The following is a 23,615-nucleotide window of genomic DNA, read 5'->3' on the forward strand; positions in this document are numbered from 1 at the left end:
AACTCTACTCACGCAAACTTAAGGCGGGCTTAAATGCGCGAGCGGCGAAATAGCAGTCAAAGAATCAAAAAGACGGCGCACGAACGCACGTACGAAATGACGCATGCGCGAGCGGAACGCCCGCTCGCACATGCGTCATTTCGACCGATAAAAATAAGTGCAGAAACCTAATTGCCGAACACGCTGTGTTCGGCGCGCACCTGTTGGCGGTCCACTGCTTGCAGACGCCAGAAACCGCTGGTCGGCGCGCGCGTCGGCAGGGCGGTCCATGCCGCGGCGCCTTGCGCGGCGCTCACGCGCTGCTTGCGGTCCACGTGCAATCCGCGCAACGTGCACAGCGGCGCATCCGTGCTAGGCGCACAGAGAGTTGTCACGCCGTTTTCGTCGCGTAGTTCGCCCCAAGGGGGCAAATCGATCCCTTGATGTGCTTCTCTCGACCACCGGTGCTCGTCGGTGTCGAGCCATAACACAGCGTAGTCGTGGCTGACGGTGGGATCGGAACCGTTGATCAGGATGGTCAGTCGCATGGCGGGTTCCGTACAAATTGCGAAGTTGTGCTTTAACAGTCTATGCTGCAACGGGCGTTATGCAAGGCAAACCGTGTGACGATCGGGCACGAAAAAACGGATGCACGCTGCGGACGGTTGTACGATAGCCGCGTCCTGTTACGTTCGCGGAGGCACGCCATGCTGCATCGATTTCTGCAGTGCACGGTGATGGCGGGATGCCTGAGCGTGGTGGCCGCCGTTGATGCCGCGGCGGACAGTGCGCCGTTCGCGGAGCCCGCGCCCGTCGTCTATGTCGCCGACTTCGATCTGGACGTCGCGAACGTGACGCCGGACAGCGGACCGGGCCAACGGGTGCGCCGCCTGCGCGGCTTGCTGCCGAGCGGCCCGGGACCGATGGGCCAGGACAAAAATCCGCAGGAGCATGCCAAACATATCGTGGACGAAATGGCGGACGCGCTAACGGACGATCTGAAAAAGGCGGGCGTCGATGCGCGCCGCAATGCGCCGGGTCAGCCGCTGCCGACCGTCGGTTGGCAAGTGCGCGGCGTGTTTTTAAGTGTCGACGACGGCAATCGCCTCAGGCGCGCGATGGTCGGTTTCGGCGCGGGCCAAAATGACATCCAGGTGGCGGTGTCGTGCGACAGCCTCGGCGCGCCTGATTTGCCGCCGCTCTATCAGGCCGTCGACGAAGCCGACAGCAAGGGCATGCCGGGCGCGGCCATCAAACTGAATCCGTACGTGATCGCCGCCAAGTTCGTGATGGCGAGCGGCGACGAGAAGAAGACGATCAAAAAGACGGCTCAGCAGATTGCAGATGCGGTGGTTGCAAAACTGCACGGCGCTGCGCAGTCGAAGCCGCAGTAGTTCGAGCTGAAATGCCTGGGGCCACGCGCGCCGCAGGCGTTTCAACTTTCGAACGTTCAAGCGCTCAAGCCAGATCCAACGTGCCTGTCAAATCCCCCAACGGCGCGAGTCCGTTGCTCGCGAACGCCCGATCGCGCGCCACCACGCCATCGAGTGGCGCGAGGCCATGCACGCGGCTGATCAGCCGCAGAATCGAATTGGTGTCGTACACCGTGTGATCGACGTAACCCTTCTTCGCCAGCGGCGAAATTACCAGCGCGGGAATCCGCGAACCCGGACCCCAGCGATCACCCTTCGGCGGCGAGACGTGGTCCCACCAGCCGCCGTTCTCGTCGACGGTGACGACCACGACCGTGTTCGCCCACTGCGGCCCGCGTTGAATATGCTCGATCACTGTCGCGATGTGGCGGTCGCCCGATGCGACATCCGCGTAACCCGCGTGCATGTTGAGATCGCCTTGCGGCTTGTAGAAAGTGACCGTCGGTAGGCGTCCTGCATCGATATCCGCGATCAGGTGGTTGGTCGACGCGTCGTTGCCGAGACCGCCGTCGCGCAGATACTTGCGCCGCGCCGAAGTGCCCGGCGCGTAATTCGTGAAGTAGTTGAACGGCTGATGGTGATACTGGAAGTCAGGCACCGCGCCCGTATCCTGATGCTCCAACGCGTATTGCCACGCGCCGCTGTACCACGCCCAGTCGACACCCTTGTCGGTCAGCCGATCGCCGATCGTCGCGTAATTCTGCGGCGGCAGCACGCGCGGATTCGACAGGTCCGCGAAGGCCGGATTGCCGCCTTCAGCGGGCCGCACGTTGCTCGGCTGATACGGCGGCGCCATTGTGTTGACGGCGTAGCCGTCGGCGGTGAACGCGCCGTCGTTGACGAATTTCGGCGGACCGTCGAGCGCGGACGCGGGCGAGTCTTCCGACTGCTTCAGCCGCGCGCCGGTCGGATCGTCGCCGTCCACCACGGACACCATCTTCTTCGCCGGGCTGTTCTGAATGTCGGGATAGAACGGCGCCTGCGCCGAGATCAGAAAGATGTGGTTCAGCCACGAGCCGCCGAAAGCCGCCATGAAGAAGTTGTCGCAGAGCGTGTACTGCTGCGCAAGATTCCACAGACGCAGCGTGTCGGCGGAATTACGGTAATGGCCCATCACCAGGCCGCCGGAATCGCCCCACGCGGCGAACTGATTGTTGCGGCCGGCGTTGATCTGCATCTGGTTCTGATAGAAGCGATGCACGAGGTCGCGCGTGATCACGCCGGTCGGCAGCGGCGCGCCCTGCGCGTCGGCGATATGGAACGGGCGGTTGTGCAGGTTGACGATATCCTTCTGCCCGATCATGTAGCGCTTGCCGTCGACTTCCTGCGCTTGCGGCACGAGGCCGCCCCAGATTGCCGGCAAGCGCGGCAGCGGCGTCTTGCCGTCGCGGTCGAGTTGCAGATAACGCTCTGCGCTCACGGCATCGAGCGGATGCTGGACGCCGGGGAAATTGCCGTACAGGTTCGCGAAGCTGCGATTCTCCGCGTAGATCACGACGATGTGCTTCACCTGATCGTGAAGCGCGGCATCGAGACGCAGGTCGGCGGCGCTGCGCGGCGCGCCGGTGCTCGACATGCTTTGGTCGGTTTTGCAGCCCGTCAGCGCCAGTCCGATACCGACTGCTGCCAGGCCGGTAAGGACTCGGCGGCGTTCGGGGTCGTCGGGGGCGTTATTGGCCTCGTTGGCGTTGTCGGCGTTCGGCGGCAGGGTGGAGTCGTGATCGTTCATCAGTGGGTTCCGAAGTGGCTGTGACGGGCACTACAGCGCCGCTCGGAGCGGCGCGCGCGCGGCACCGGTTGCGGATTCGAAGCAGCTGGAGATGCAGATTAAGGAAGCCGGCGCTTCACGCGCCAACTGTTATGCGTGGCGTCGACGGCAAGCAGAAGCCAATGCCGCGTGTCGACTGGGTGACGCTTTTGCGTGGCATAGCGGTCGACCATCAATTCGAGTTCGTCGAGCGCCCGGCGATGGCAGGTCGCATTGGCGCCGGAACCATCCGCGAATTCGATGACGGCAGCCGCCCCTCGGGCCGGCTCGGGCAAGTGCGCGATGCGCACCGCGCAGCCCGGATAAAGGTGCGAGTCGGCAACCTGAATCTGAATGGAATCGGACATGAGCGTGGCCTCCGGACGCTTGAGCGGAGCGAAAGCGCGGCAGCGAGGCATCGCGCAATGGACCGCTTCAAAGCATAGCACCGCGTGAAATGGTGGCGGTGCAGCAATTGACATGGTTAACCACGACGCGGCATTCGGCGCGCGCTTGGTGACGGTCGACGATTGCGCGATTCGTGGCGATTGCGTCACGCGTAAGAAATGGCGAAGGCGGTGAGGGCGGCGCGCCACGCGCTATCATGCTGATCTGACCTTGATGAACAGCAGAAACGGCAGCCAAGATGGCAAAAGAAGAGCAGACAGGAGCGGGACGCAAGCACGCGAAGCCACGCGGTGCGGCAGCGTCGATTTCGCAGGACGACACGTTGCCGCCGGCCCCGGCAAACCACGCCGAGTCCCAGGATTCCACCGACGAAGAGAGCGCCGGCGGATCGACTTATCTCGTGCCGGGCCTTGAGCGAGGCCTACGCATTCTGGCGGAATTCAGCGCGCGTGAGCCGGTGCTCGGCGCGCCCGAATTGTCGAAGCGCATCGGCATTCCGCGCACCACCACGTTCCGTTTGTTGCAGACGCTCGAAGCGCTCCGCTTTCTCGAGCGCGTCAACGGCGACCGCTATTTCCGCTTGAGCGTAGCGGTGTTGAGGCTCGGCTTCGAATATCTGAGTTCGCTCGAATTGACCGACGTCGGCACGCCGATTCTCGAACGCCTGCGTGATGCCACGGGCCTGAGCACGCATCTGTTGATCCGCGATCAGCGCGACGTGGTGTTCGTCGCCAAGGCGCAAACTCATGCGCCGATGTTCAGCTCGGTGAAGGTGCATGTCGGTACGCGTTTGCCGGCGCATGCGACGGTGCACGGCCAGGTGTTGATGGGCGATCTGAGCTTCGAGGAATTGCGGCAGTTGTATCCGGAGCCGCAGCTCGAACGTTTCACCGAGCGCACGCCGGCCACCGTCGAAGAACTGTACGAAAGAGTGCGCGAAAGCGCGGCGCTCGGTTATGCGCTGAGCGAGGCTTCGTTCGAGCGCGGCATTTCGGTGGTCAGCGCGCCGGTGCGCGACCAGAGCGGCAAGATCGCGGCGGCGTTGACCGTGACGATTCCACGTTCGGATATTGGCGAAGCCGAAGAGCGCGAGCCGCTCATCATCGCGGTTTGCCAGGCGGCGCTCGAACTGTCCGAACGACTCAGCTACCGGCCGCGTCCGGACGATCCGACTGCGGTCCAGGCGCGCCGCAAGCCCGTGGCGGCGGGCTGATTCCGCTTCTATTTCAGCATTCACTTGAGCGCTAGTCCGGTTGCGTTCGCCGCCGGACTAGCCGCGTCAGATCACAGTCTCGTCAGCGCATTAAAACGAGTGATGGATGCCGGTCAGAATGATCGTCTGGTTCCGTCCACTCGACACACCCGCGGTAAAGAACGCCGCATCCGTGTTTGAACCGGCGCGTTCATACAGCGCGTTCACATACAACTGCGTCGACTTCGACAGCGCGTAGATATCGCCGATTTCGAACTGCGTCCAGCGATGCCCCGCCAGCGTCGTCGTCGCGGCGCCACCGGCCACGGTGTTAAACGGCGTGAACTGGTAATTCGCGCCGACGTCGTAGCTCTGATAGGTGTCCGAGTGAGAACCCGACTCGAGCTTCACGCGCGTGTACAAACCGTGCACCAGCAGCTTGCCGAACTGATATGAGGCGCCCGCGCCCATGTTCTCGACCTTGTCCGCGGTATAGGTGGCAGCGGCCACGCCCTGGAAGTTGGTGATGCCCGTCGTGACGATCGACGGCGTACGGTTGTGCTCGTTCGCGTACGTGGCACCGGCCTTGAACGGACCGTTCGCATAGCTAAGCGCAAAACTCAGTGTCTTGCCGGTCGAGAAGTTGGTCGTGTTGCCGAGACCCATCATCGCGCCGACCTGAAAGCCGCTGAAACTCGCCGAGCGGAATTTCACCGAATTGTCGAACGGCACCACGCCCGTGTCGGCGAGTTCGTCGATATTGCCCGGGTGGAACGCATACCAACTCGCCGCCAGATAAGCCGTGCTCAGCGGACCCAACACGTCGAAGCTGAACGGAGTCTGATGACCGAGGGTCACCGTTCCTATCGAGTCTGAACTCAGACCGACAAACGCCTGGCGATTGAACAGCACGCCGGCTTTGGCGAATGCGCCCGTGTTCGTATAAAAGCCGTTTTCCAACTGGAAAATCGTCTTCAGGCCGCCGCCCAAATCTTCCACGCCCTTCAGGCCCCAGCGGTCAGGCTGCATGTTGCCTTGTTCTTCCATCCACTTCGAATGGCCGCCTACATTGCTGATATACGCGACACCGGCATCCAGGCTGCCGTATAGCGTCACACTGCTCTGCGCCCATGCGCCTGTCGTTGCGCAGATTGCCGTCAAGCCGGCCGCAATGATGTGCTTCACCGTTGGTTCTCCTGATCACGCGACGGGTAGCTCTCGCCAGGTTCGTCGACCCTGATCCTTGCTTTGGGTTGAATGCAGCTCTGGGGTTTATGCGCCAAAACTGCTACGCTTTATGTTCCACCTATGGGCGTTTGTGTCGCCTATGGAAAATTATAGTGAGTCTGGAAGCGGTCAAAATAAAATTTTGGACCCCGTACAAACCCGCACAAGGGCTGTTGAATTCGTCTGGAAATATGGCTGGAACCGTTACCTGATAAGGCTTTTCGGGGACCAAAGGTATTCGCGCGCGTTCGCATGACGTCGTCTTGCGAGCGTCACGCTCGGTGTTTTCCCCTACCAGTCGAGATTTTTATTTTCTCTGGCCAAAGCCGCTCCTATAATTATCCATACACGAACTGATGTTCCTTGTATGGAACATAAGGCTTCAGGAGAAGGCGAGAAATGACTGAACAATGGCGCTGCGCCGGCCATGCCGGCGACCTGTCCGATGACGCGCCGCTCGAGTTCAAGCTCGACGGCACCGAGATCGGCATCTACAAGGTGGGCGATGCGCTGTACGCGCTGGAAAACGTCTGCCCCCATGCGTACGCGTTGCTGACCCAAGGCTTTGTCGATGGCGACACCGTCGAGTGCCCGTTGCACGAAGCCGTGTTCCATATCCCGACCGGCAAATGCTTGAAAGAGCCCGGTGGCCGCGACCTGAAGGTGTACTCGGTGCGCCTCGCCGGTGAAGAAATCCAGATCAAGGTGGAATGACATGCGAGAGCAAATCGTGAACTTCAATCCTTTCCTGAAGCCGTGGCTCGCGCCGCAGCCGAACAACGTCGCGGGCAAGGGCGTGATCGAAAAGCCGGGTGAGACCGAGAACTTCATCTGGCAAACGCGCAAAGCCGAGCCGACGCAGTACGAAAACGACTTCGGCGACGCGCTCGAAAAAGTCTTCGAAGCGGGTGCGATGGAGTTGCAGGAAGTGGTCGACGGTCTGAACCGCGTCGGCTTCCGCACCCCGGAAGGCAGCACGTGGAACGCCGACCGCCTCGCCGCCGAATTCCGCCTGCTCGCCGAATAGGCGCGCTTTCCCGAACACGTTCATCGCATTCGTATCTGGAGTCTCTTCATGACGTCCCCCAATACAAACCAAGGCGCGGCCGATCCGATCCAGTCCTATCTGGACAAGGGCCTGCGTAACTACTGGTACCCCGTTGCACCGAGCTGGCAAGTCGGCGACGCGCCGGTCGGCATCACGCGTCTCGGCGATCAGATCGTGCTGTGGCGCGACAAGGAAGGCAAAGTCCGCGCGCTGGAAGACCGCTGCCCGCACCGCGGCGCGCGTCTGTCGCTCGGCTGGAATCTCGGCGGCAGCGTCGCGTGCTGGTATCACGGCATTGAAATCGACGGCAGCGGCGAAGTCGTCAAAGTGCCCGCCGTGTCGAACTGTCCGCTGGAAGGCCAGAAGTGCGTGAAGTCGTATCCGGTCGAAGAGCATGCCGGCGCGATCTTCCTGTGGTTCGGCGACGAAGCGCATAAAGAACCCACGCCGCTCGTGCTGCCGGAAGAACTGGTTGGCGAGGAATACGCGAGCTTCCTGTGCATGTCGCACTGGAAGTGCAATTACCAGTACGCGATCGACAACGTGATGGATCCGATGCACGGCGCCTACCTGCACGCGACGTCGCACTCGATGGCTGAAGGCGACAAGCAGGCCGACATGCGCGTACGCAAGACCGAAACCGGACTGATGTTCGAAAAGGTCGGCCAGCGCGACGTGAATTTCGACTGGGTGGAACTCGGCGAAACCGGCACGCTGTGGATGCGCCTCGCGATTCCGTACAGGAAGAAGTTCGGCCCGGGCGGCAACTTCGGGATCATCGGTTTTGCAACGCCGGTCGATGGCGACAACTGCCAGGTGTACTTCTGGCGCACTCGCAAAGTGTCGGGCTGGCAACGCGACGCATGGCGCTTCCTGTACCGCAATCGCCTGGAAGGCCTGCATTGGGCCGTGCTGGAGCAAGACCGCTATGTGCTGGAAAGCATGGCGCCGAACGCGCGCGCTCATGAATTCCTGTATCAGCACGACGTCGGCATGACGCGTGTGCGCCGCATGTTGCGTCAGCGCGCGCAGCAGGACTTTGCCGCACTCGAAGCGCATCGCGCTGAAGCTGCAAAGGCAGGCGCCGCGCAATCGGCGGAAACAGGCCACAGCCATGCATAACGACGCGTCCTCAGCGCTCAACGGCCGGCGCGTCCTCGTGACGGGCGGCGCGCGTGGTCTCGGCGCGGCATTCGTCCGCTCGCTGGTGCAAGCCGGTGCGCAAGTCGTGTTCGGCGACGTGCTGCACGAAGAAGGTCGCGCGCTCGCGGCGTCGCTCGTCGAGCAAGGACATGCAGTCACCTACGTGCCGCTCGATCTCGCCGACCCCGCCAGCATCAAGCAATTCGCAGAGCAAGGCGCGGAGCAACTCGGCGGTCTCGATGCACTGATCAACAACGCGGCCATCACCAACTCCGGCGGCAAGTTCGCCGATGAGTTGTCTGTCGATACGTGGGACGCCGTGATGAACGTCAACGTGCGCGGTACCTGGCTGATGAGCACCGCCGCGCTGCCGTATCTGCGCGACTCGGGCCGCGGCAGCATCGTCAACATTGCGTCGGACACGGCGATGTGGGGTGCACCGAAGCTGCTGGCTTATGTCGCCAGCAAAGGCGCGGTGATTTCGATGACCCGGTCGCTGGCACGCGAATTCGGCGCGCATCAGGTGACGGTGAACGCGGTCGCGCCGGGGCTGACCGAAGTCGAGGCGACCGCCTACGTGCCCGCCGAACGTCACGAGTATTACCTGCAAGGCCGCGCGCTTACGCGCGCACAAGTGCCCGACGACGTCACCGGGCCCGTACTGTTCCTGTTATCCGATGCCGCTCGCTTCGTGACCGGCCAACTGCTGCCGGTCAACGGCGGCTTCGTGATGAACTGATCTTGTCGAATCGAAAGGAGAAAGAGATGGCGGACGCCGATATCGAACGCAAATCGTGGGACCAACCCGCGGACGCGAGCTTTGCCCAATGGCTGGACACTCGCGTCGCGCGCCTGGAAACGCGTCGCTACGACTGGGATGCGCTGAAGTTTCAGGCCGACTACGACCCGAAGTATCGCCGCGCGCAAATGCGCTATGTCGGCACGGGCGGCACGGGCGTCGCGAAAGACATGAACACGGTGCCCGCCGGCGGCTTCACGTTTTCGACGATGGTGATTCCGGCGGGCAACATCGGCCCGAGCCACATTCATATGGATGTCGAAGAAATTTTCTTCGTGCTGCGCGGCAAGATGAAAGTGATCTGCGAGAAAGACGGCGAAACGTGGGAAGCGGTGCTCGGCGAACGCGATCTGATCTCGGTGCCGCCGGGCGTGTATCGCACGGAAATCAACGTCGGTGAAGAAGACGCGTTGATGTGCGTGATGCTCGGTTCGCCGAAGCCCATTACGCCGACGTATCCGCCTGATTCGCCGCTGGCCAGGCTCAAGCGCTAAACCCTCAAACGGTTCCGCAGTTTTACGACACCCACGAAGGAAATCATGTCCGCAGTCCCGTCCGTTACAGCTGATCAACACGCTACGCTCGAAGCCCGCCTTGCGCGCTTTCCGGCGCAGCAGATCTGGCTGGCCTCGCAACGCGCGGTGAGCTATCGCGAAGTCGATAGCGCCGACAGCAGCGCGTTGCCGCTCGTGCTGTTGCACGGTATCGGGTCGGGCGCGGCGTCGTGGGTGCAGCAGTTCGAGGGACTCGGCTCGACGCGCCGCGTGCTGGCGTGGGATGCGCCGGGTTATGGCGCAACCACGCCGGTCGCGGCCGAATCGCCCGCCGCAGCCGATTACGCGAGTGTGTTGAAAGAGTGGCTGGACGCGCTCGGCATCGAACGCTGCGTGCTGCTCGGCCATTCGCTCGGCGCGATCATCGCCGGCGCGTTTGCCGTGGCGCACCCGCAGCGTGTGGCCGGATTGCTGCTGTTGTCGCCGGCTGGTGGATATGGCGCGGCATCGGCGGAAGTGCGTAATACGAAGCGCGATCAGCGTCTTGCCATGCTGAACGAACTGGGCCCGCAAGGCCTCGCTGAAAAACGCAGCACCAACATGCTGTCCGCTCACGCGAGCGACGAAGCGCGCGCATGGGTGCGCTGGAACATGTCGCGCGTGATCCCGCACGGCTACGCGCAGGCCACGCATCTGCTCGCCAACGCCGATCTCGCTAGTGACCTCGCGCGCTTTAAAGGCCGCATCAACGTGGCCGTCGGCGCCGAAGACACCGTTACGACACCCGAAGCCTGCGAGCGACTCGCACTGGCCGCGGGCACCAAACTGCAGGTCGTGCCTCGCGCGGGTCACGCCGGCTATATCGAAGCACCCGCCGCGTACACCGCGATCATCGACACGTTCTGTCGCACGAGCGACGGACAACGGAGCCAATGAATGACGCCCGACACGCCCGACACCGCTCACGCTGAGCGCGAAGCGGACGAAGACCGCAACGACAGCACCGGCGACACCGCGTACCGCGTGCCCGGTCTCGAACGCGGCCTGAAGATTCTCACGGAGTTCTCGCCACGCGAGCCGGTTCTCGGCGCACCGGAATTATCCAAGCGCCTGAAGATTCCTCGCACGACGGTGTTCCGTCTGTTGCAAACGCTCGAATCGCTCGGCTTTCTGGAGCGTGCCGACAAGGACCGCAACTATCGCCTCGGCGTCGCGGTGCTGCGGCTCGGTTTCGAATATCTGAGTTCGCTCGAATTGACCGACCTCGGTTTGCCGATCATCGAGGCGCTGCGTAACGAAACCGGCTTGACCAGCCACATCGTGATTCGCGATGGACGCGATGTCGTGTTCGTCGCCAAAGCGCAAAGCCACACGCCGATTTTCAGTTCGGTGAAGGTGAACGTGGGCACGCGTCTGCCGGCTTATGCCACGACGCACGGCCAGGTGCTGATGGGCGACCTGACGCTCGACGAGCTTAAGAAGCTCTACCCCGAGCCCGAACTCGAACGCTTCACGAAGCAGACGCCGGGCACCGTCGACGACTTGTACGAACGGATTCGCGACGACGCGCGGCGTGGTTTCGCGATCAGCGAGTCGTCGTTCGAACGCGGTATTTCGGTGGTGAGCGCGCCGGTGCGCAACGACACAGGCCGCATCGTCGCCGTAATCACGACCACGATTCCGCGCCACGAGATCGACGCGTCGCTGCTCGACAGCGGCCTGATCGACAAGGTCCGCCGCGCCGCCGACGAACTTTCGCAGCGGCTCAACTATCGGCCGAAGGGCGCGAAGTCGGGCAGCAATTACATGAAGGCATTGGGGCTCTGATGATCCAAATCGACTTGACCGGACAGGTAGCGGTGGTGACGGGCGGTTCGTCCGGCATCGGCCTCGCGACTGCCGAACTGTTTCTGCGTGCGGGCGCCTCGGTCGCGATCTGCGGCCGCGATACCGAACGTCTCGCGCAAGCGGAAGCCGCGCTGAAAGGGCAGTTCCCGCAAGCGCAACTGCTCGCGCATCGTTGCAACGTGCTCGACGCCGACGACGTGAAAGCGTTCGCGGAAGCGGTGCAGACGCGTTTCCGCCGCACCGACATGCTGGTGAATAACGCAGGCCAAGGCCGCGTGTCGACTTTCGCCGACACCAGCGATGAGGCCTGGCGCGAAGAACTCGACTTGAAGTACTTCAGCGTGATCCGCCCGACCCGCGCGTTTCTGCCGATGCTTCGCGACGCCGCGAACCCCGCTGTGGTTTGCGTCAACTCGCTGCTGGCCGTGCAACCCGAGCCGCACATGGTCGCGACCTCATCAGCGCGCGCCGGCGTGCAGAACCTGCTCAAGTCGCTCGCGGTGGAACTCGCGCCGCAGCGCATCCGCGTCAATTCGATTCTGATCGGCATCGTCGAATCGGGTCAATGGCGCCGCCGTTATGAGAAAGAAGCACAGCCGGGCCAGAGCTGGGAAGACTGGACGGCGGAACTGGCGCGCAAGAAAAACATTCCGCTAGGCCGCTTCGGTCGCCCCGAAGAAGCCGCTCAAGCGCTCTTTTATCTGGCTACGACGCTGTCGTCCTATACGACGGGCAGTCATATCGATGTTTCTGGAGGCGTTGCACGACATGTCTAACAAAACCACCGTTGGCGAACTGATCGCCGCCTTTCTCGAGCAATGCGGCGTTCAAACCGCGTTCGGCGTGATCTCGATCCACAACATGCCGATCCTCGACGCGATCCACAATCGCGGCAAGATCCGCTACGTCGGCGCGCGCGGTGAAGCTGGCGCGGTGAACATGGCCGATGGCCTCGCGCGTGTGTCCGGCGGCCTCGGCGTTGCGTTCACCAGCACGGGCACCGCGGCGGGCAACGCGGCGGGCGCGATGGTCGAAGCTTTGACCGCCGGCACCGCTCTGCTGCACGTCACCGGTCAGATCGAAACCGAATACCTTGATCAGGACCTCGCGTATATCCACGAAGCACCGGATCAACTGTCGATGCTGTCGTCGATTTCGAAAGCCGCGTTCCGCGTGCGTTCGGTCGAAACCGCGCTGCCGACCATCCGCGAAGCCGTACGCGTCGCGCAGACCGCGCCGAGCGGCCCGGTGAGCGTGGAGATCCCGATCGACATTCAGGCCGCCGAAGTGGAATGGCCCGCTGATCTCGCGGCGCCGCATATCACGACGCTTACACATTGCAAGCAGCGTGTCGCGCAACTCGCCGATTCGCTGGCAACGGCCAAGCGCCCGCTGCTGTGGCTGGGTGGCGGTACGCGTCACGCGACGAAGGCAGTCGAGCGTCTGGTCAAGCTGGGTTTCGGCGTCGTGACCAGCGTGCAAGGCCGCGGCGTGCTGCCGGAAGATCATCCGGCGACGCTCGGCGCGTTCAACGTGCACACAGCGGTCGAGAGCTTCTACAAGACGTGCGACGCGCTGGTGGTGGTCGGTTCGCGTCTGCGTGGCAATGAAACGCTGAAGTACAAACTCGCGTTGCCGCAACCGCTGTATCGCATCGACGCCGACGCGCTTGCCGATAACCGTGGCTATCGCAACGAGATGTTCATTCACGGCGATGCATCTTCGGTACTCGAAGAACTGGCGACGCTGCTCGAAGGCCGCATCAAAGTCGATCCGACGTTCGCCCAAGACCTCGCTGCCGCACGCGAAAGCGCCGTCGCCGATGTGGGCAAGGGCCTCGGCCCGTACAAGCGTCTCGTCGATGCATTGCAAGCCGCAGTGGGCCGCGACTACAACTGGGTGCGCGACGTCACGATCTCGAACAGCACGTGGGGCAACCGCATGCTGAAGATTTTCTCGCCGCGTGCGGGCGTTCATGCGCTCGGCGGCGGCATCGGCCAGGGCATGCAGATGGGCATCGGCGCGGCGCTCGCGGGTAGCGCGGCGAAGACCGTTTGCCTCGTCGGCGACGGTGGCTTGATGGTCAACGTCGGCGAGCTCGCGACGGCGGTGCAGGAAAACGCCAACGTGATGATCGTGCTGATGAACGACCAATGCTACGGCGTGATCCGCAACATTCAGGACGCGCAATACGGCGGCCGCCGCTGCTACGTCGATCTGCATCAGCCGGATTTCGCGCAGTTCTGCGAGAGCCTCAAGCTCACGCACTACCGCATCAAATCGCTCGATCAGGCCGACGCGATCATTCGCGAAGGCATGGCGAAGACCGGCCCGGTGCTGGTCGAAGTGGACATGCTGTCGGTCGGCTCGTTCGCCACCGCGTTTGCCGGCCCGCCGGTCAAGGAACAGGAGCCCGAACATGCGTGATGCGGGCTACGCGGGGCATCACGCACCCGTCGACGTCGCCATGATCGGCTTCGGCGCGATCGGCCAGGCAGTGTATCGCTCGGTCGCCGCCGATCCGACCGTGCGCGTGTCGCACGTGATCGTGCCGGAGCGTCACATGGCTTCGGTGCGTGAAGTAGTGGGCGACTCGGTGGATGTCGTGGCCTCTGTGTCCGCCTTGAGCAGCCAGCCGCATTTCGCGCTGGAATGCGCGGGACATAGCGCGCTGGTCGATCACGTGGTGCCGCTGCTGAAAGCCGGCACGGACTGCGCGGTCGCGTCGATCGGTGCGCTGTCCGACATGTTGCTGCTGGACGCACTGTCCGCTGCCGCCGATGAAGGCGACGCCACGTTGACGCTGCTCTCCGGCGCCATCGGCGGCGTGGATGCGCTGGCCGCGGCCAAGCTCGGCGGTCTCGACGAAGTGCTGTACACCGGCCGCAAGCCGCCCACCGGTTGGCTCGGCACGCCGGCGGAACAGCTCTGCGATCTGCACACGCTGAATGAAGAGAAGGTGATTTTCGAGGGGAGCGCGCGCGAAGCAGCGCGTCTGTATCCGAAGAACGCCAACGTGGCCGCGACGATCGCGCTGGCCGGCCTCGGTCTGGACCACACCACGGTTAGGCTGATCGCCGATCCGAACGTGACGCGCAACGTACATCGCATCGTGGCGCGTGGCGCTTTCGGCGAGATGTCGCTCGAAATGTGCGGCAAGCCGTTGCCGGATAACCCCAAGACGTCCGCGCTAACCGCGTATAGCGCGATGCGTGCGCTACGCAATCGCGCGGCGCGCTGCGTGATTTAAGCCATCAGTTGATTAGCTGAAGCAAACTGGAATGACCGACATGACTCACTTCGATACCAGCCTCGTGCCCACCGGCGATATTTTCATCGGCGGCGAATGGCGGCAAGGGCGTGGCAACCCGTACACAAGCCTGTATCCGGCGGATCAGTCGGTCAACATGGAAATCTCGACGGCCAATGCCGACGACGCCCGCGACGCCGTGGAAGCCGCGGATCTCGCATGGCGCCGCGCGGACTGGTCGGGTTTGAAGCCGCATCAACGGGCGCTGATTCTGTACCGCATTGCCGATCTGATCATGGCGCGTCACGAAGCGCTCGCGCAATTGCAACGCCGCGACAACGGCAAGCCGATCGGCGAAACGCGCGTACTGGTGGCGAGCGCGGCGAACACGTTCCGTTATTTCGCAGCCTGCCTCGAAACGCTCGACGAAGAAGTCACGCCCTCGCGCGGCGATTATCTGACGATGAGCATCTACGAGCCGATCGGCGTGATCGCCGCGATTACGCCGTGGAATTCGCCGATTGCTTCCGACGCGCAAAAACTTGCTCCGGCACTCGCGGGTGGCAACGCGGTCGTGTTGAAGCCGGCTGAAGTGACGCCTTTGGTCTCGTTGGCATTGGCGCGCATCTGCGAGGAAGCCGGTGTGCCTAAGGGCGTAATCAGCGTGGTGCCGGGCAAGGGTTCAGTGATCGGCGACGTGCTTGTGCGTCATCCGCTGGTGAAGAAGGTGTCGTTTACGGGCGGCACCGAAGTGGGCCGCGGCATCGCGCGCATTGCGGCGGACAAGCTGATGCCGGTCTCACTCGAACTGGGCGGCAAATCGCCGACCATTGTCTTCGACGACGCTGATCTCGATCACGCGGTCAATGGTGTGCTGTACGGCATCTTCAGTTCGTCGGGCGAAGCGTGCATTGCGGGTTCGCGCCTGTTCGTACAGCGCCCGATTTACGACGCGTTCATGAAGCGTCTCGCGGAAGGCGCGCGCAAGTTGCGCGTGGGCGATCCGACGCGTGCTGAAACGCAAATGGGTCCGCTGATTACAGCGGCGCATCGCGAAACCGTCGAGCGTTATGTTGCGCTTGGCCTCGAAGAAGGCGGCCGCCTGCTATGCGGCGGCGAGCGTCCGGTCGGCGATGGCCGCGAAGCCGGCACGTACTTCCAGCCGACGATTCTCGAAGGCCTCACGAACAACGCCCGCATCTGCCAGGAAGAAATCTTCGGCCCGGTGCTGGTGGCCATGCCGTTCGACGGGGAAGCCTCGCTGCTGAAAGAAGCGAACGACAGCGTGTTCGGCCTCGCCGCCGGCATCTGGACGCGCGACTACAAGCGCGCGTACCGGATTGCCCGCGCACTCGAAGCCGGCACCATCTGGATCAACACCTACAAGCTGTTCTCCATCTCGACACCGTTCAGCGGCTGGAAAGAGAGCGGCATGGGGCGCGAGAAAGGCCGGCTCGGCATCCGCGAATACATGCAACAGAAGAGCCTCTACTGGGGCTTGAACGACGCGCCGCTGGCGTGGGCGAATTAATACGCAAGATACGCAAGAGGCACGTTATGACGATTCTCGGCATTGAACAGATTATTTACGGCGTGACGGATCTGGCCACCTGTCGCCGCTTTTTCGCGGACTGGGGCTTGAAGGAAGTCGCGCACGACGAAACCCAGGCGCGTTTCGAAACGCTGAACGGTTGCACGATTCTCGTTGTGAATTCGGACGATCCCTCGTTGCCGCCCGCATTTGAAGAAGGCCCGACGCTGCGCGAAGTGACGTGGGGCGTGGCCACGAAAGCCGAGCTCGACGAACTGCGCGGCCGCTTCGCCGGTCAGCCGGGCCATTTCGAAACCGACGACGCCGTCGGCTGCATCGACCCGAACGGCATGGCGATTCGCGTCGAAGTGACCCGGAAGCGCGCGCTCGACATTCACGGTTCGCCGTCGAACGTGTGGGGCCAAACGCTGCGGGTCGATCAGCCTTCGCCGATTTACGAGCGTGCGGAACCGGTCGAAGTGGGCCACGTGGTGTTCTTCACGAGCAAACTCGCCGAGCAGGAAAAGTTCTATCAGGAACTGCTCGGCTTTGAAATGTCCGACCGTTATCCGGGCCGTGGCGCGTTCATGCGCTGCGCACCGCACGGCGGCCATCACGACATTTTCCTGCTGGCCTTGCCCAACGGTAAGCGCGGCCTGAATCACGTCGCGTTCACCGTGCGCGATATCCACGAAGTGTTCGGCGGCGGCATGCATATCAGCCGCTGCGGTTGGGATACGCAACTTGGGCCGGGGCGTCATCCGGTGTCGTCGGCTTACTTCTGGTACTTCCAGAATCCGGCGGGCGGCCTGATCGAGTATTACGCCGACGAAGACCAACTCACGCCCGACTGGCAGCCGCGCGATTTCGAGCCGGGTCCGACCGTGTTCGCCGAATGGGCGATCGACGGCGGCATCGACGGCAATACGCGGCGCCAGAAAAACGCGAAGGCGCCGGAAGGCAAGTTCATGACGGAGCGGAAAAATGACTGACGCTGCTGCTGCAAAGGCGCAAGCCGCCCATGCCGGACTGGAAGCACCGCGCACGATCGTCGTGATCGGCGGCGGCCAGGCGGCTGGGTGGGTCGTGAAAACCTTGCGCAAGGAAGGCTTCGACGGCCGCCTCGTGATGATCGCCGACGAAGTGCATCTGCCATACGAACGCCCGCCGCTTTCGAAAGCGGTGCTGGCAGGCGAAGCGGATATCGACACCGTGCGGCTCGTGAAGCCCGACGACTTCGAAGCGCTGAACGTCGAAGCGTGGCAGCCGGATCGCGCGACGTCGATCGATCGCGAACAGCGCATCGTGCGCACGCAATCGGGCCGCGAAGTGCAATACGACCGACTGGTGATCGCCACCGGCGGCGCGGCGCGCAAGCTGCCGGAGTCGCTCGTGAAGACCTCGCACATTGCTTACCTGCGTACGCTCGACGAAGCCGTCGCTTTGGGTGAACGGCTGCGCGCCAGCAAGCGCGTGCTGGTGGTGGGCGGCGGCTGGATCGGGCTCGAAGTCGCGGCAACCGCGCGCAAGCTCGGCGTCGAGGCCACGGTGGTGGAAGGCGCCCCGCGTTTGTGCGCGCGTTCGCTGCCGCCGATGGTGTCCGGCTTCCTGCTCGACCTGCATCGCGCGAACGGCGTGGACGTGCGTTTGAACGCCTCGCTCGCGTCGCTCGCGGATCATCCGAACGACGCCAATCGCATTCGCGCCACCTTCGCAAACGGCTCGACGCTCGACGCCGATTTCGCGGTGGCCGGCATCGGTCTTACGCCGCACACGGCGCTGGCGGAAGCCGCGGGCGTGAAAGTGGAAGACGGCATTGTGGTCGATCATTTCGGCGCCACCGACGACCCGCGCATTTTCGCGTGCGGCGACGTCGCTAACCATCCGAGCGCGTGGCTCAAGCGCCGCGTGCGGCTCGAATCGTGGGCCAATGCACAGAATCAGGCGATTGCCGCCGCGAAAGCATTGCTCGGCACCTTCGAACCGTATGCGGATATTCCGTGGTTCTGGTCCGATCAGTACGACGTGAATCTGCAGATTCTCGGCGACATTCCAGGCGATGCACAACTGGCTGTGCGCGGCGATTTGCCGGGCAAACGCGCCACGCTGTTCCATCTGGAAGACAGCGCGATTCGCGGCGTGATCGCCATCAATACGCCGCGCGAACTGAAACTGTCGCGCAAATGGATGAACCAAGGCCGGACCATCGACCTTGCCACCCTGACCGACGCCTCAACGGCACTTGCCTAACCACACCTACGGACGGCACAACGGCATGAGAACCATCGACAACACCATGGGGGACCGCAGCAGCGCCGGTGTCTCAGGCCCTGTAACGCGGGGCTCGATCATCGCGCGTCTGGAGCGTTTGCCCAAGAACGCGATGCAGGTGCGCGCGCGTATCTTGATCGGTCTCGCGACGTTCTTCGACGGCTTCGACGTGATCGCCATCGCGGCGACGTTGCCGATCCTGATCGCGAAGTGGCATTTGACGCCGTGGGAAATCGGCTTCCTGATCGGCTCCGGTTCGGTCGGCCAGTTGATCGGCGCGTTCGTTTTCCCGTGGTACGCGGAACGCAAGGGCCGCGTGAAGGCGATCGCGCTGAGTTCGGGGATCATCGGCATCACCAGCATTGCGTGCGGTTTTGCGCCGACGTTCGCGGCATTTGTCGTCTTGCGTGTGGTTCAAGGGCTTGGGCTCGGTGGCGAATTGCCGGTGGCCGCGACTTACATCAACGAGATCAGCCGCGCGCATGGCCGTGGCCGTTTCGTGCTGCTATATGAAATCGTTTTCCCGGTCGGCCTGCTTGCGTCGAATGCGTTGGGTGCGTGGATCGTGCCGCGTTTCGGCTGGCAAGCCATGTACTTTATCGGCGGTATGCCGTTGATTCTGTTCTTCGTGCTGCGCAAACTCGTGCCGGAATCGCCGCGCTGGCTTGCTGAACGTGAACAGATGGCTGACGCGGATGCGGCGGTGCATGTGTTCGAACGTGCGGTCAAAGGTCCGCTTCCGGCGGTCACGCACTCGGCTGAATTTGAAGTGATGGCGAATCGTCATCCGAAGCGTCGCATGGGCGACCTGTTTGGCCCGGCGTATCTGAAGCGCACGCTGGCTGTGGCCATGTTGTGGATCACGTGCGGCTTCATTCAATACGGTCTCTCGACGTGGCTACCGACGATCTATCGCACGATCTATCACGCGCCGCTGCAACTCGCGTTGAATCTGGCGGTGGCCGCTTCGGTGCTCGGCGTGGTGGGTTCGCTGACTTGCGCGTTGCTGGTGGATAAGGTGGGGCGTAAGCCGATCATCAACCTGTCGTTCGTGGCCTGTGCGATTTCGCTGCTGCTGGCGGGCGTGTTCCACGATTCGTCGGTGTATGTGGTGGCGACGTGCTGCGCGTTTTCGCTGGGCTTCCTGGCGTGCGGGTTCATCACGGCTTACGTGTACACGCCGGAGCTGTATCCGACGAGTATCCGCGCGATGGGTTGCGGCGTCGGCGGCGCTTGGCTGAAGGTCGCGGCGATCTTCGCGCCGGCTATCGTGTCGAAGACGATGATCGGCGGGAATTTGCAGGTTGCGTTTTATATTCTCGCGGCTGTACCGTTTCTTGCGGCGGTGGCGGTGCACTTTCTTGGGATTGAGACCAAGGGGAAGGTGCTGGAGCAACTGGAGGCTTGAGCGTTTCGCGCGGTTCGAGTTTGGTGGGCGGTTGATGTTGTAGTACCGCAATTAGCTGGGAGACGAGGGGCGCACTGGGTGGTGTGCCCCTTCGTTTTTGGGGTCGCGGTCTACCGCGTTGCCTGTCGCGTTTCCCGCCGCCGCTTGATCCCCTCAATAACCCAGATACTCATCAACCCCGCACTCACACAAGCGATGATATCCGGCTTATAAATCGCCAGCGCCATCCACACGAGGTTCGCATACCCGCGGAAAAACGCCGGTATCGCGTTACGCAGATCATTCCAACGCGTCGTCGCCAGCACGCCGCCCGCGGCCGACATCACCGCAAACAACGCCCACGCGAACTGCGTCGTACGCACTTCCTGTTGCAACAGCAACACGATCAACGCTACGAACCCGGCCCACCAAAAAGGCACGCAAGCCCAAAACAACCGCGGCCGACGCGCGATCCATCCGCGCCATTCCGCCTGCGAAAACGAAAAGAAGAATGCGAACAGCACACCGTGCGCATAAGGCATCAGCCACGCATGCGAATCCGTGGCGATCCAGTGGCCCGCAAAACCCAACGCCGTCGCGCTGAATGCGGCCAGTATCGCGAGCTCCTTGATGGGCGGCCAGCCGTGAATCAACGCGGCCCAGATCGTACAGACGCCCAGTGTAGCCATCGCGATCGATGTCGAACGGCCGCTGCCGTCATCGCACAGTGCAAAGGCGGTCGCGCCAAGCCACACGGGAATCCAGCCATAACGCAGCCAGCCGATCAAGCGCAACGCCCGCAGCCGCTGTTGCTGCGGCTCGGACAACAGCACGGTCGTTGCGGCGACCGTCGTCAACGCGAGCATCAGCGTCGACAGAAAAATGCCCAACTGAGCGGGCGACCACTGATCGAACCATCTGTTGCTGTTGGGGTTCAGCGAAGCGTCGGCGAACAGCAAACCGCACCACGCGTTCAATGCGAGCGCCGGACCAAACAGACGGCCCACACCGACGCGGAATTTGAGGCAACGTCCCCAGAAATCGACCTTCTCGGCATCGAGCCGCAGCCGTACGACATTCGGATGGTAGCGGCCAAGAGCAGTCAACAACTGCTCCATCTCGGCACGTACGCCGGCACGAAGCAATGCACGCGCGCCGGCCGTCATTTGCGGCAGCGGACCTTCGAGCAATGCCATAGCGTTCGTGAAGCGCAGACGCAGCGCGTCGTAGTCTTCATCGGCGAACACGCGGTTCAAGGCGAGTGTGGCGATGGCTGCGTTGCGACGCCGCAGATGCGTGGAGTTGTCCCGCCAGCCGAGGACCGCGCTCAGGTTCATGCGCAGCGTAGCGGGCGTGTCCTCGTTCAGACAATGACACAGTGCCTGCCATTCGAGTTCGTCGCGCGTCGCAAGGTTGACGACGGCGGCGAATAGATCCTGCAGCGAGCGGCGCGACTCGAGGTCGTCCGCTTGCGCGATGAAGTTGTGCCAGAGCTGGACGGCGGTTTCAAAGGCGTCGGGTTCGCGAGTGGCGGCCTCGACTTCCGAAGTGTTGACCGAGACGCGGGACGTCTCCGGCCCGGTTGCAGATTCCGCCGTGGTTGCAATCAAAACCGCAGGTTGAGCGCCAGAAAGGTTCGCGGTCGGCTGCTCGGCTGCCGCCTTCGCGACCGCGCCGCTCGCCATCTGCAACGCGGATTCATACGCGTACCGCAGACGCTGAAATGCCTCGGCATCTTCATCCGGACGTTGTTGTTTTAACAGCCGCGCATAAGCGCGACGCACCGCGCGCTCGTCGGCATCCGATTCGATGCCGAGCACATCCCATGGCCAATGATTGTTGGAGATCGTATCCATGGCCGCTCAGTAAGTTACATGCACGTCGAAACGGTCCAGCAGTGCGCCCAGTTCGCCGCGCGCCTGCGCGATTTCGTCGGCGTCTTGACGCTCGATCAGTGCCTGGAAGCGAGCGATATGCGCCGCCAGATATTGCCGATGGTCACCGAGCGTTTCTTCGTAGACACGGTCGGCGCGCGTCAACAGCGTCCGGTTCTCGAGTTGATCGCGTGGGTGAATCTTCAACGCGCTCAACGCCGCGAGACGCTGGCGGATTTCTTCGGGCGTCATCACGCCGGGGTTTTCTTCGATCACCATCGCGCGCTTTACGCCGCCCGGAAACGCCGTGGCTTCGACTTCCAGCACGCCGTTGATGTCGTAGGTGAAACGCACATCCGCGCCAGCTTCGCCCGCTGCCTTGAGCGGCACTTCGAGCGTGAATTCTCCGAGCGCAACGTTATCCGCGGTCAAACGCGCTTCGCCCTGAAACACCTTGATGCTAAGCATCTGCTGACGATCGCGCACCGTGAAAATGCGCTGCATGCGGCTCACCGGAACGATCGTGTTGCGTTCGATGATCGGCAAGAAGTGACCGGGCACGAACTGCGCTGGGCCGACCTGCATGGCCGTGTCGATGCCGAGGCTATAGGGTGCGACATCGGTCAACACCATTTCGTCGAGTCCGGCATCGCGTCCGACGAGACCGGCCTGTACCGCCGCGCCAAGTGCGACCACTTCGTCCGGATTCAGATGACCGGCGGGCAGGCGGCCGAACATCTTCGAGACCAGCTTGCGGACCATGGGCATGCGTGACGCACCGCCCACCAGGATGATCTCGTCGAGCGCGGCGACGGCGATCTTCGAATCGCGCAATGCGCGTTCCACCGGTTTGCGCAGCCGTTGCAGCAAATGCTCGCAGGCGCGCTCCGCGGCGGCTGCATCGAGTTCGAGCGCGTGCTGGTTGTCGCCGATCGTGAGTTCGAGCGTGACGCTGTCGACGCCGTTCTGCGTGAGTTGACGTTTCGCGCGTTCAGCCTGCTGATGCAGCCGTTGCGCGGCAACCGGCGTAAGCGATTGGAGCTTCAGACCGTTGCGCTGGCAGAACAACTCGACCAATGCGTCGGTGAAGTCTTCACCGCCCAGAAAATTATCGCCGGTGCTGGCGCGCACTTCCATTACGCCTTCGAAGAAGTCGAGCACGGAGACGTCGAAAGTGCCGCCGCCCAGATCGAAGATCAGAAACTTGCGCTCGCTGTCGCGTTGGTGCACGCCATACGCAAGCGAGGCCGCGGTCGGTTCGTTGACGAGGCGCAGTACATTCAGGCCGGCAAGTTCGCCGGCGATGCGCGTGGCTTTGCGTTGAGCGTCGCTGAAATAGGCGGGTACGGCGATTACGGCGTCGCTGACCGTTGCGCCGAGAAAGGCTTCGGCATCGGCCTTCAACGACTTGAGCACCAGCGAGGACAACTCTTCGGGACGCAGCGTTTGCGTGCCGAGCGACACGGCGCGGCTGGTGCCCATGTAGCGTTTAAAGTTGGCGGCGGTGCGCTCGGGATGCGTATGCAAGCGGTCGTGAGCGGGCCGGCCGACAAGGATCGAGCCATCGCCGTCGATGGAAACGCACGAAGGTGTGAGCGTTTCGCCTAACGCGTTCGGGATGAGCACGGCGCGGTCGTCGCGCCAGATTGCGGCGAGACTATGCGTGGTTCCAAGATCGATGCCGATGATCGAAGGCATGTACAGTTTCCGATTCGTTTGCGCCCCTCCATGAGGAGATCGCCCAAGGTTTCGCCGATGAACCGCGTGGTGCCGGGTGTAGCTCCGTCCAATGGCGATAACGGCAGACCGCACGCAAACTTGAGCGGCACGGGCCTGGAAGGTGGGGAGAATCGGACTGGACAATGCGCGGCGCATGGTGGCCGCGCGATCGGTCGAACATAAATAGGCGACGTGCGACGTGCGGCGTGGGGCGCGCGGCACGGCGAGACGAACTGGCAGCGTGCTATGCGAGCGTGCCGCGCGC

Annotated in this window: 22 protein-coding genes; 16 read left to right on the forward strand and 6 right to left on the reverse strand. The window is 62.9% G+C overall.

Going from position 1 to position 23,615, the window contains the following annotated elements; all coding sequences use genetic code 11:
* Window positions 1-167: 167 nt before the first annotated feature.
* Complete coding sequence (locus B0G75_RS00890; protein ID WP_106299755.1) at window positions 168-527, reverse strand: DUF3564 domain-containing protein; 360 nt, start codon at window positions 525-527, stop codon at window positions 168-170.
* Between the two features lie 159 nt (window positions 528-686).
* Between B0G75_RS00890 and B0G75_RS00895 the strand changes: the two genes are divergently transcribed.
* Window positions 687-1,373: a DUF4410 domain-containing protein gene (locus B0G75_RS00895; RefSeq protein ID WP_106299757.1), complete on the forward strand. Its 687-nt coding sequence runs from the start codon at window positions 687-689 to the stop codon at window positions 1,371-1,373.
* Window positions 1,374-1,437: 64 nt separating this feature from the next.
* Here B0G75_RS00895 and B0G75_RS00900 read toward each other — a convergent pair whose 3' ends face one another.
* A complete protein-coding gene (locus B0G75_RS00900; RefSeq protein WP_106299759.1) occupies window positions 1,438-3,141 on the reverse strand; it encodes an acid phosphatase in 1,704 nt (567 codons plus the stop codon).
* 98 nt (window positions 3,142-3,239) lie between these two features.
* A complete protein-coding gene (locus B0G75_RS00905) occupies window positions 3,240-3,527 on the reverse strand; it encodes a hypothetical protein (protein WP_106301735.1) in 288 nt (95 codons plus the stop codon).
* Window positions 3,528-3,805: 278 nt separating this feature from the next.
* Here B0G75_RS00905 and B0G75_RS00910 point away from each other — a divergent pair, with 278 nt between their 5' ends.
* On the forward strand, window positions 3,806-4,780 hold the full coding sequence (locus tag B0G75_RS00910; protein WP_106299761.1) for an IclR family transcriptional regulator: 975 nt from the start codon (window positions 3,806-3,808) through the stop codon (window positions 4,778-4,780).
* 90 nt (window positions 4,781-4,870) lie between these two features.
* Here the strand turns inward: B0G75_RS00910 and B0G75_RS00915 are convergent, their stop codons facing one another.
* Entirely contained in the window at window positions 4,871-5,944 is a 1,074-nt protein-coding gene (locus tag B0G75_RS00915; RefSeq protein ID WP_106299763.1) for a porin, read from the reverse strand.
* A 441-nt stretch (window positions 5,945-6,385) separates the two neighbouring features.
* Here B0G75_RS00915 and B0G75_RS00920 point away from each other — a divergent pair, with 441 nt between their 5' ends.
* The 14 genes from B0G75_RS00920 to B0G75_RS00985 are packed head-to-tail and all read left to right on the forward strand — an operon-like array spanning window position 6,386 to window position 19,778.
* Window positions 6,386-6,700, forward strand: coding sequence for a non-heme iron oxygenase ferredoxin subunit (locus B0G75_RS00920; RefSeq protein ID WP_012428841.1), 315 nt, complete (start codon window positions 6,386-6,388; stop codon window positions 6,698-6,700).
* A 1-nt stretch (window position 6,701) separates the two neighbouring features.
* Window positions 6,702-7,013, forward strand: a complete 312-nt coding sequence (locus tag B0G75_RS00925; protein WP_012428842.1) for a recombinase-like helix-turn-helix domain-containing protein — start codon at window positions 6,702-6,704, stop codon at window positions 7,011-7,013.
* Between the two features lie 48 nt (window positions 7,014-7,061).
* Window positions 7,062-8,156 carry an aromatic ring-hydroxylating dioxygenase subunit alpha gene (locus B0G75_RS00930; RefSeq protein WP_106299765.1) on the forward strand — a complete coding sequence of 365 codons (1,095 nt, stop codon included), beginning with the start codon at window positions 7,062-7,064 and terminating at the stop codon, window positions 8,154-8,156.
* On the forward strand, window positions 8,149-8,916 hold the full coding sequence (locus B0G75_RS00935) for an SDR family oxidoreductase (RefSeq protein WP_106299767.1): 768 nt from the start codon (window positions 8,149-8,151) through the stop codon (window positions 8,914-8,916). The genes B0G75_RS00930 and B0G75_RS00935 overlap by 8 nt, the downstream gene beginning before the upstream one ends.
* Window positions 8,917-8,942: 26 nt before the next feature.
* Complete coding sequence (locus B0G75_RS00940) at window positions 8,943-9,470, forward strand: cupin domain-containing protein (RefSeq protein ID WP_106299769.1); 528 nt, start codon at window positions 8,943-8,945, stop codon at window positions 9,468-9,470.
* A 45-nt stretch (window positions 9,471-9,515) separates the two neighbouring features.
* Window positions 9,516-10,406, forward strand: coding sequence for an alpha/beta fold hydrolase (locus B0G75_RS00945; RefSeq protein ID WP_106299771.1), 891 nt, complete (start codon window positions 9,516-9,518; stop codon window positions 10,404-10,406).
* A complete protein-coding gene (locus B0G75_RS00950) occupies window positions 10,407-11,297 on the forward strand; it encodes an IclR family transcriptional regulator (protein ID WP_106299773.1) in 891 nt (296 codons plus the stop codon).
* Complete coding sequence (locus B0G75_RS00955; protein ID WP_106299775.1) at window positions 11,297-12,094, forward strand: SDR family oxidoreductase; 798 nt, start codon at window positions 11,297-11,299, stop codon at window positions 12,092-12,094. Before B0G75_RS00950 ends, B0G75_RS00955 begins: the two co-directional genes overlap by 1 nt.
* A complete protein-coding gene (locus B0G75_RS00960; protein ID WP_106299777.1) occupies window positions 12,087-13,745 on the forward strand; it encodes a thiamine pyrophosphate-binding protein in 1,659 nt (552 codons plus the stop codon). The genes B0G75_RS00955 and B0G75_RS00960 overlap by 8 nt, the downstream gene beginning before the upstream one ends.
* Window positions 13,738-14,568, forward strand: coding sequence for an aspartate dehydrogenase (locus B0G75_RS00965; RefSeq protein WP_106299779.1), 831 nt, complete (start codon window positions 13,738-13,740; stop codon window positions 14,566-14,568). The genes B0G75_RS00960 and B0G75_RS00965 overlap by 8 nt, the downstream gene beginning before the upstream one ends.
* A gap of 40 nt (window positions 14,569-14,608) precedes the next feature.
* Window positions 14,609-16,099, forward strand: a complete 1,491-nt coding sequence (locus B0G75_RS00970; RefSeq protein WP_106299781.1) for an aldehyde dehydrogenase — start codon at window positions 14,609-14,611, stop codon at window positions 16,097-16,099.
* A 26-nt stretch (window positions 16,100-16,125) separates the two neighbouring features.
* Window positions 16,126-17,091, forward strand: a complete 966-nt coding sequence (locus B0G75_RS00975; protein WP_106299783.1) for a VOC family protein — start codon at window positions 16,126-16,128, stop codon at window positions 17,089-17,091.
* Window positions 17,084-18,349 (forward strand): NAD(P)/FAD-dependent oxidoreductase, encoded by a 1,266-nt coding sequence (locus B0G75_RS00980; RefSeq protein WP_106299785.1) that lies wholly within the window; start codon window positions 17,084-17,086, stop codon window positions 18,347-18,349. The genes B0G75_RS00975 and B0G75_RS00980 overlap by 8 nt, the downstream gene beginning before the upstream one ends.
* A 25-nt stretch (window positions 18,350-18,374) precedes the next feature.
* Window positions 18,375-19,778, forward strand: coding sequence for an MFS transporter (locus B0G75_RS00985; protein WP_106299787.1), 1,404 nt, complete (start codon window positions 18,375-18,377; stop codon window positions 19,776-19,778).
* A 110-nt stretch (window positions 19,779-19,888) separates the two neighbouring features.
* On the opposite strand, the gene B0G75_RS00990 is transcribed toward B0G75_RS00985, so the two are convergent.
* Both B0G75_RS00990 and B0G75_RS00995 read right to left on the reverse strand, forming a co-directional pair.
* Window positions 19,889-21,613 carry a J domain-containing protein gene (locus B0G75_RS00990; protein WP_106299789.1) on the reverse strand — a complete coding sequence of 575 codons (1,725 nt, stop codon included), beginning with the start codon at window positions 21,611-21,613 and terminating at the stop codon, window positions 19,889-19,891.
* Between the two features lie 6 nt (window positions 21,614-21,619).
* Window positions 21,620-23,329, reverse strand: a complete 1,710-nt coding sequence (locus B0G75_RS00995) for a molecular chaperone HscC (RefSeq protein ID WP_106299791.1) — start codon at window positions 23,327-23,329, stop codon at window positions 21,620-21,622.
* Window positions 23,330-23,615: the final 286 nt, after the last annotated feature.

The organism is Paraburkholderia sp. BL18I3N2 (assembly GCF_003001875.1).
GTDB classification, from domain to species: Bacteria; Pseudomonadota; Gammaproteobacteria; order Burkholderiales; family Burkholderiaceae; genus Paraburkholderia; species Paraburkholderia phytofirmans.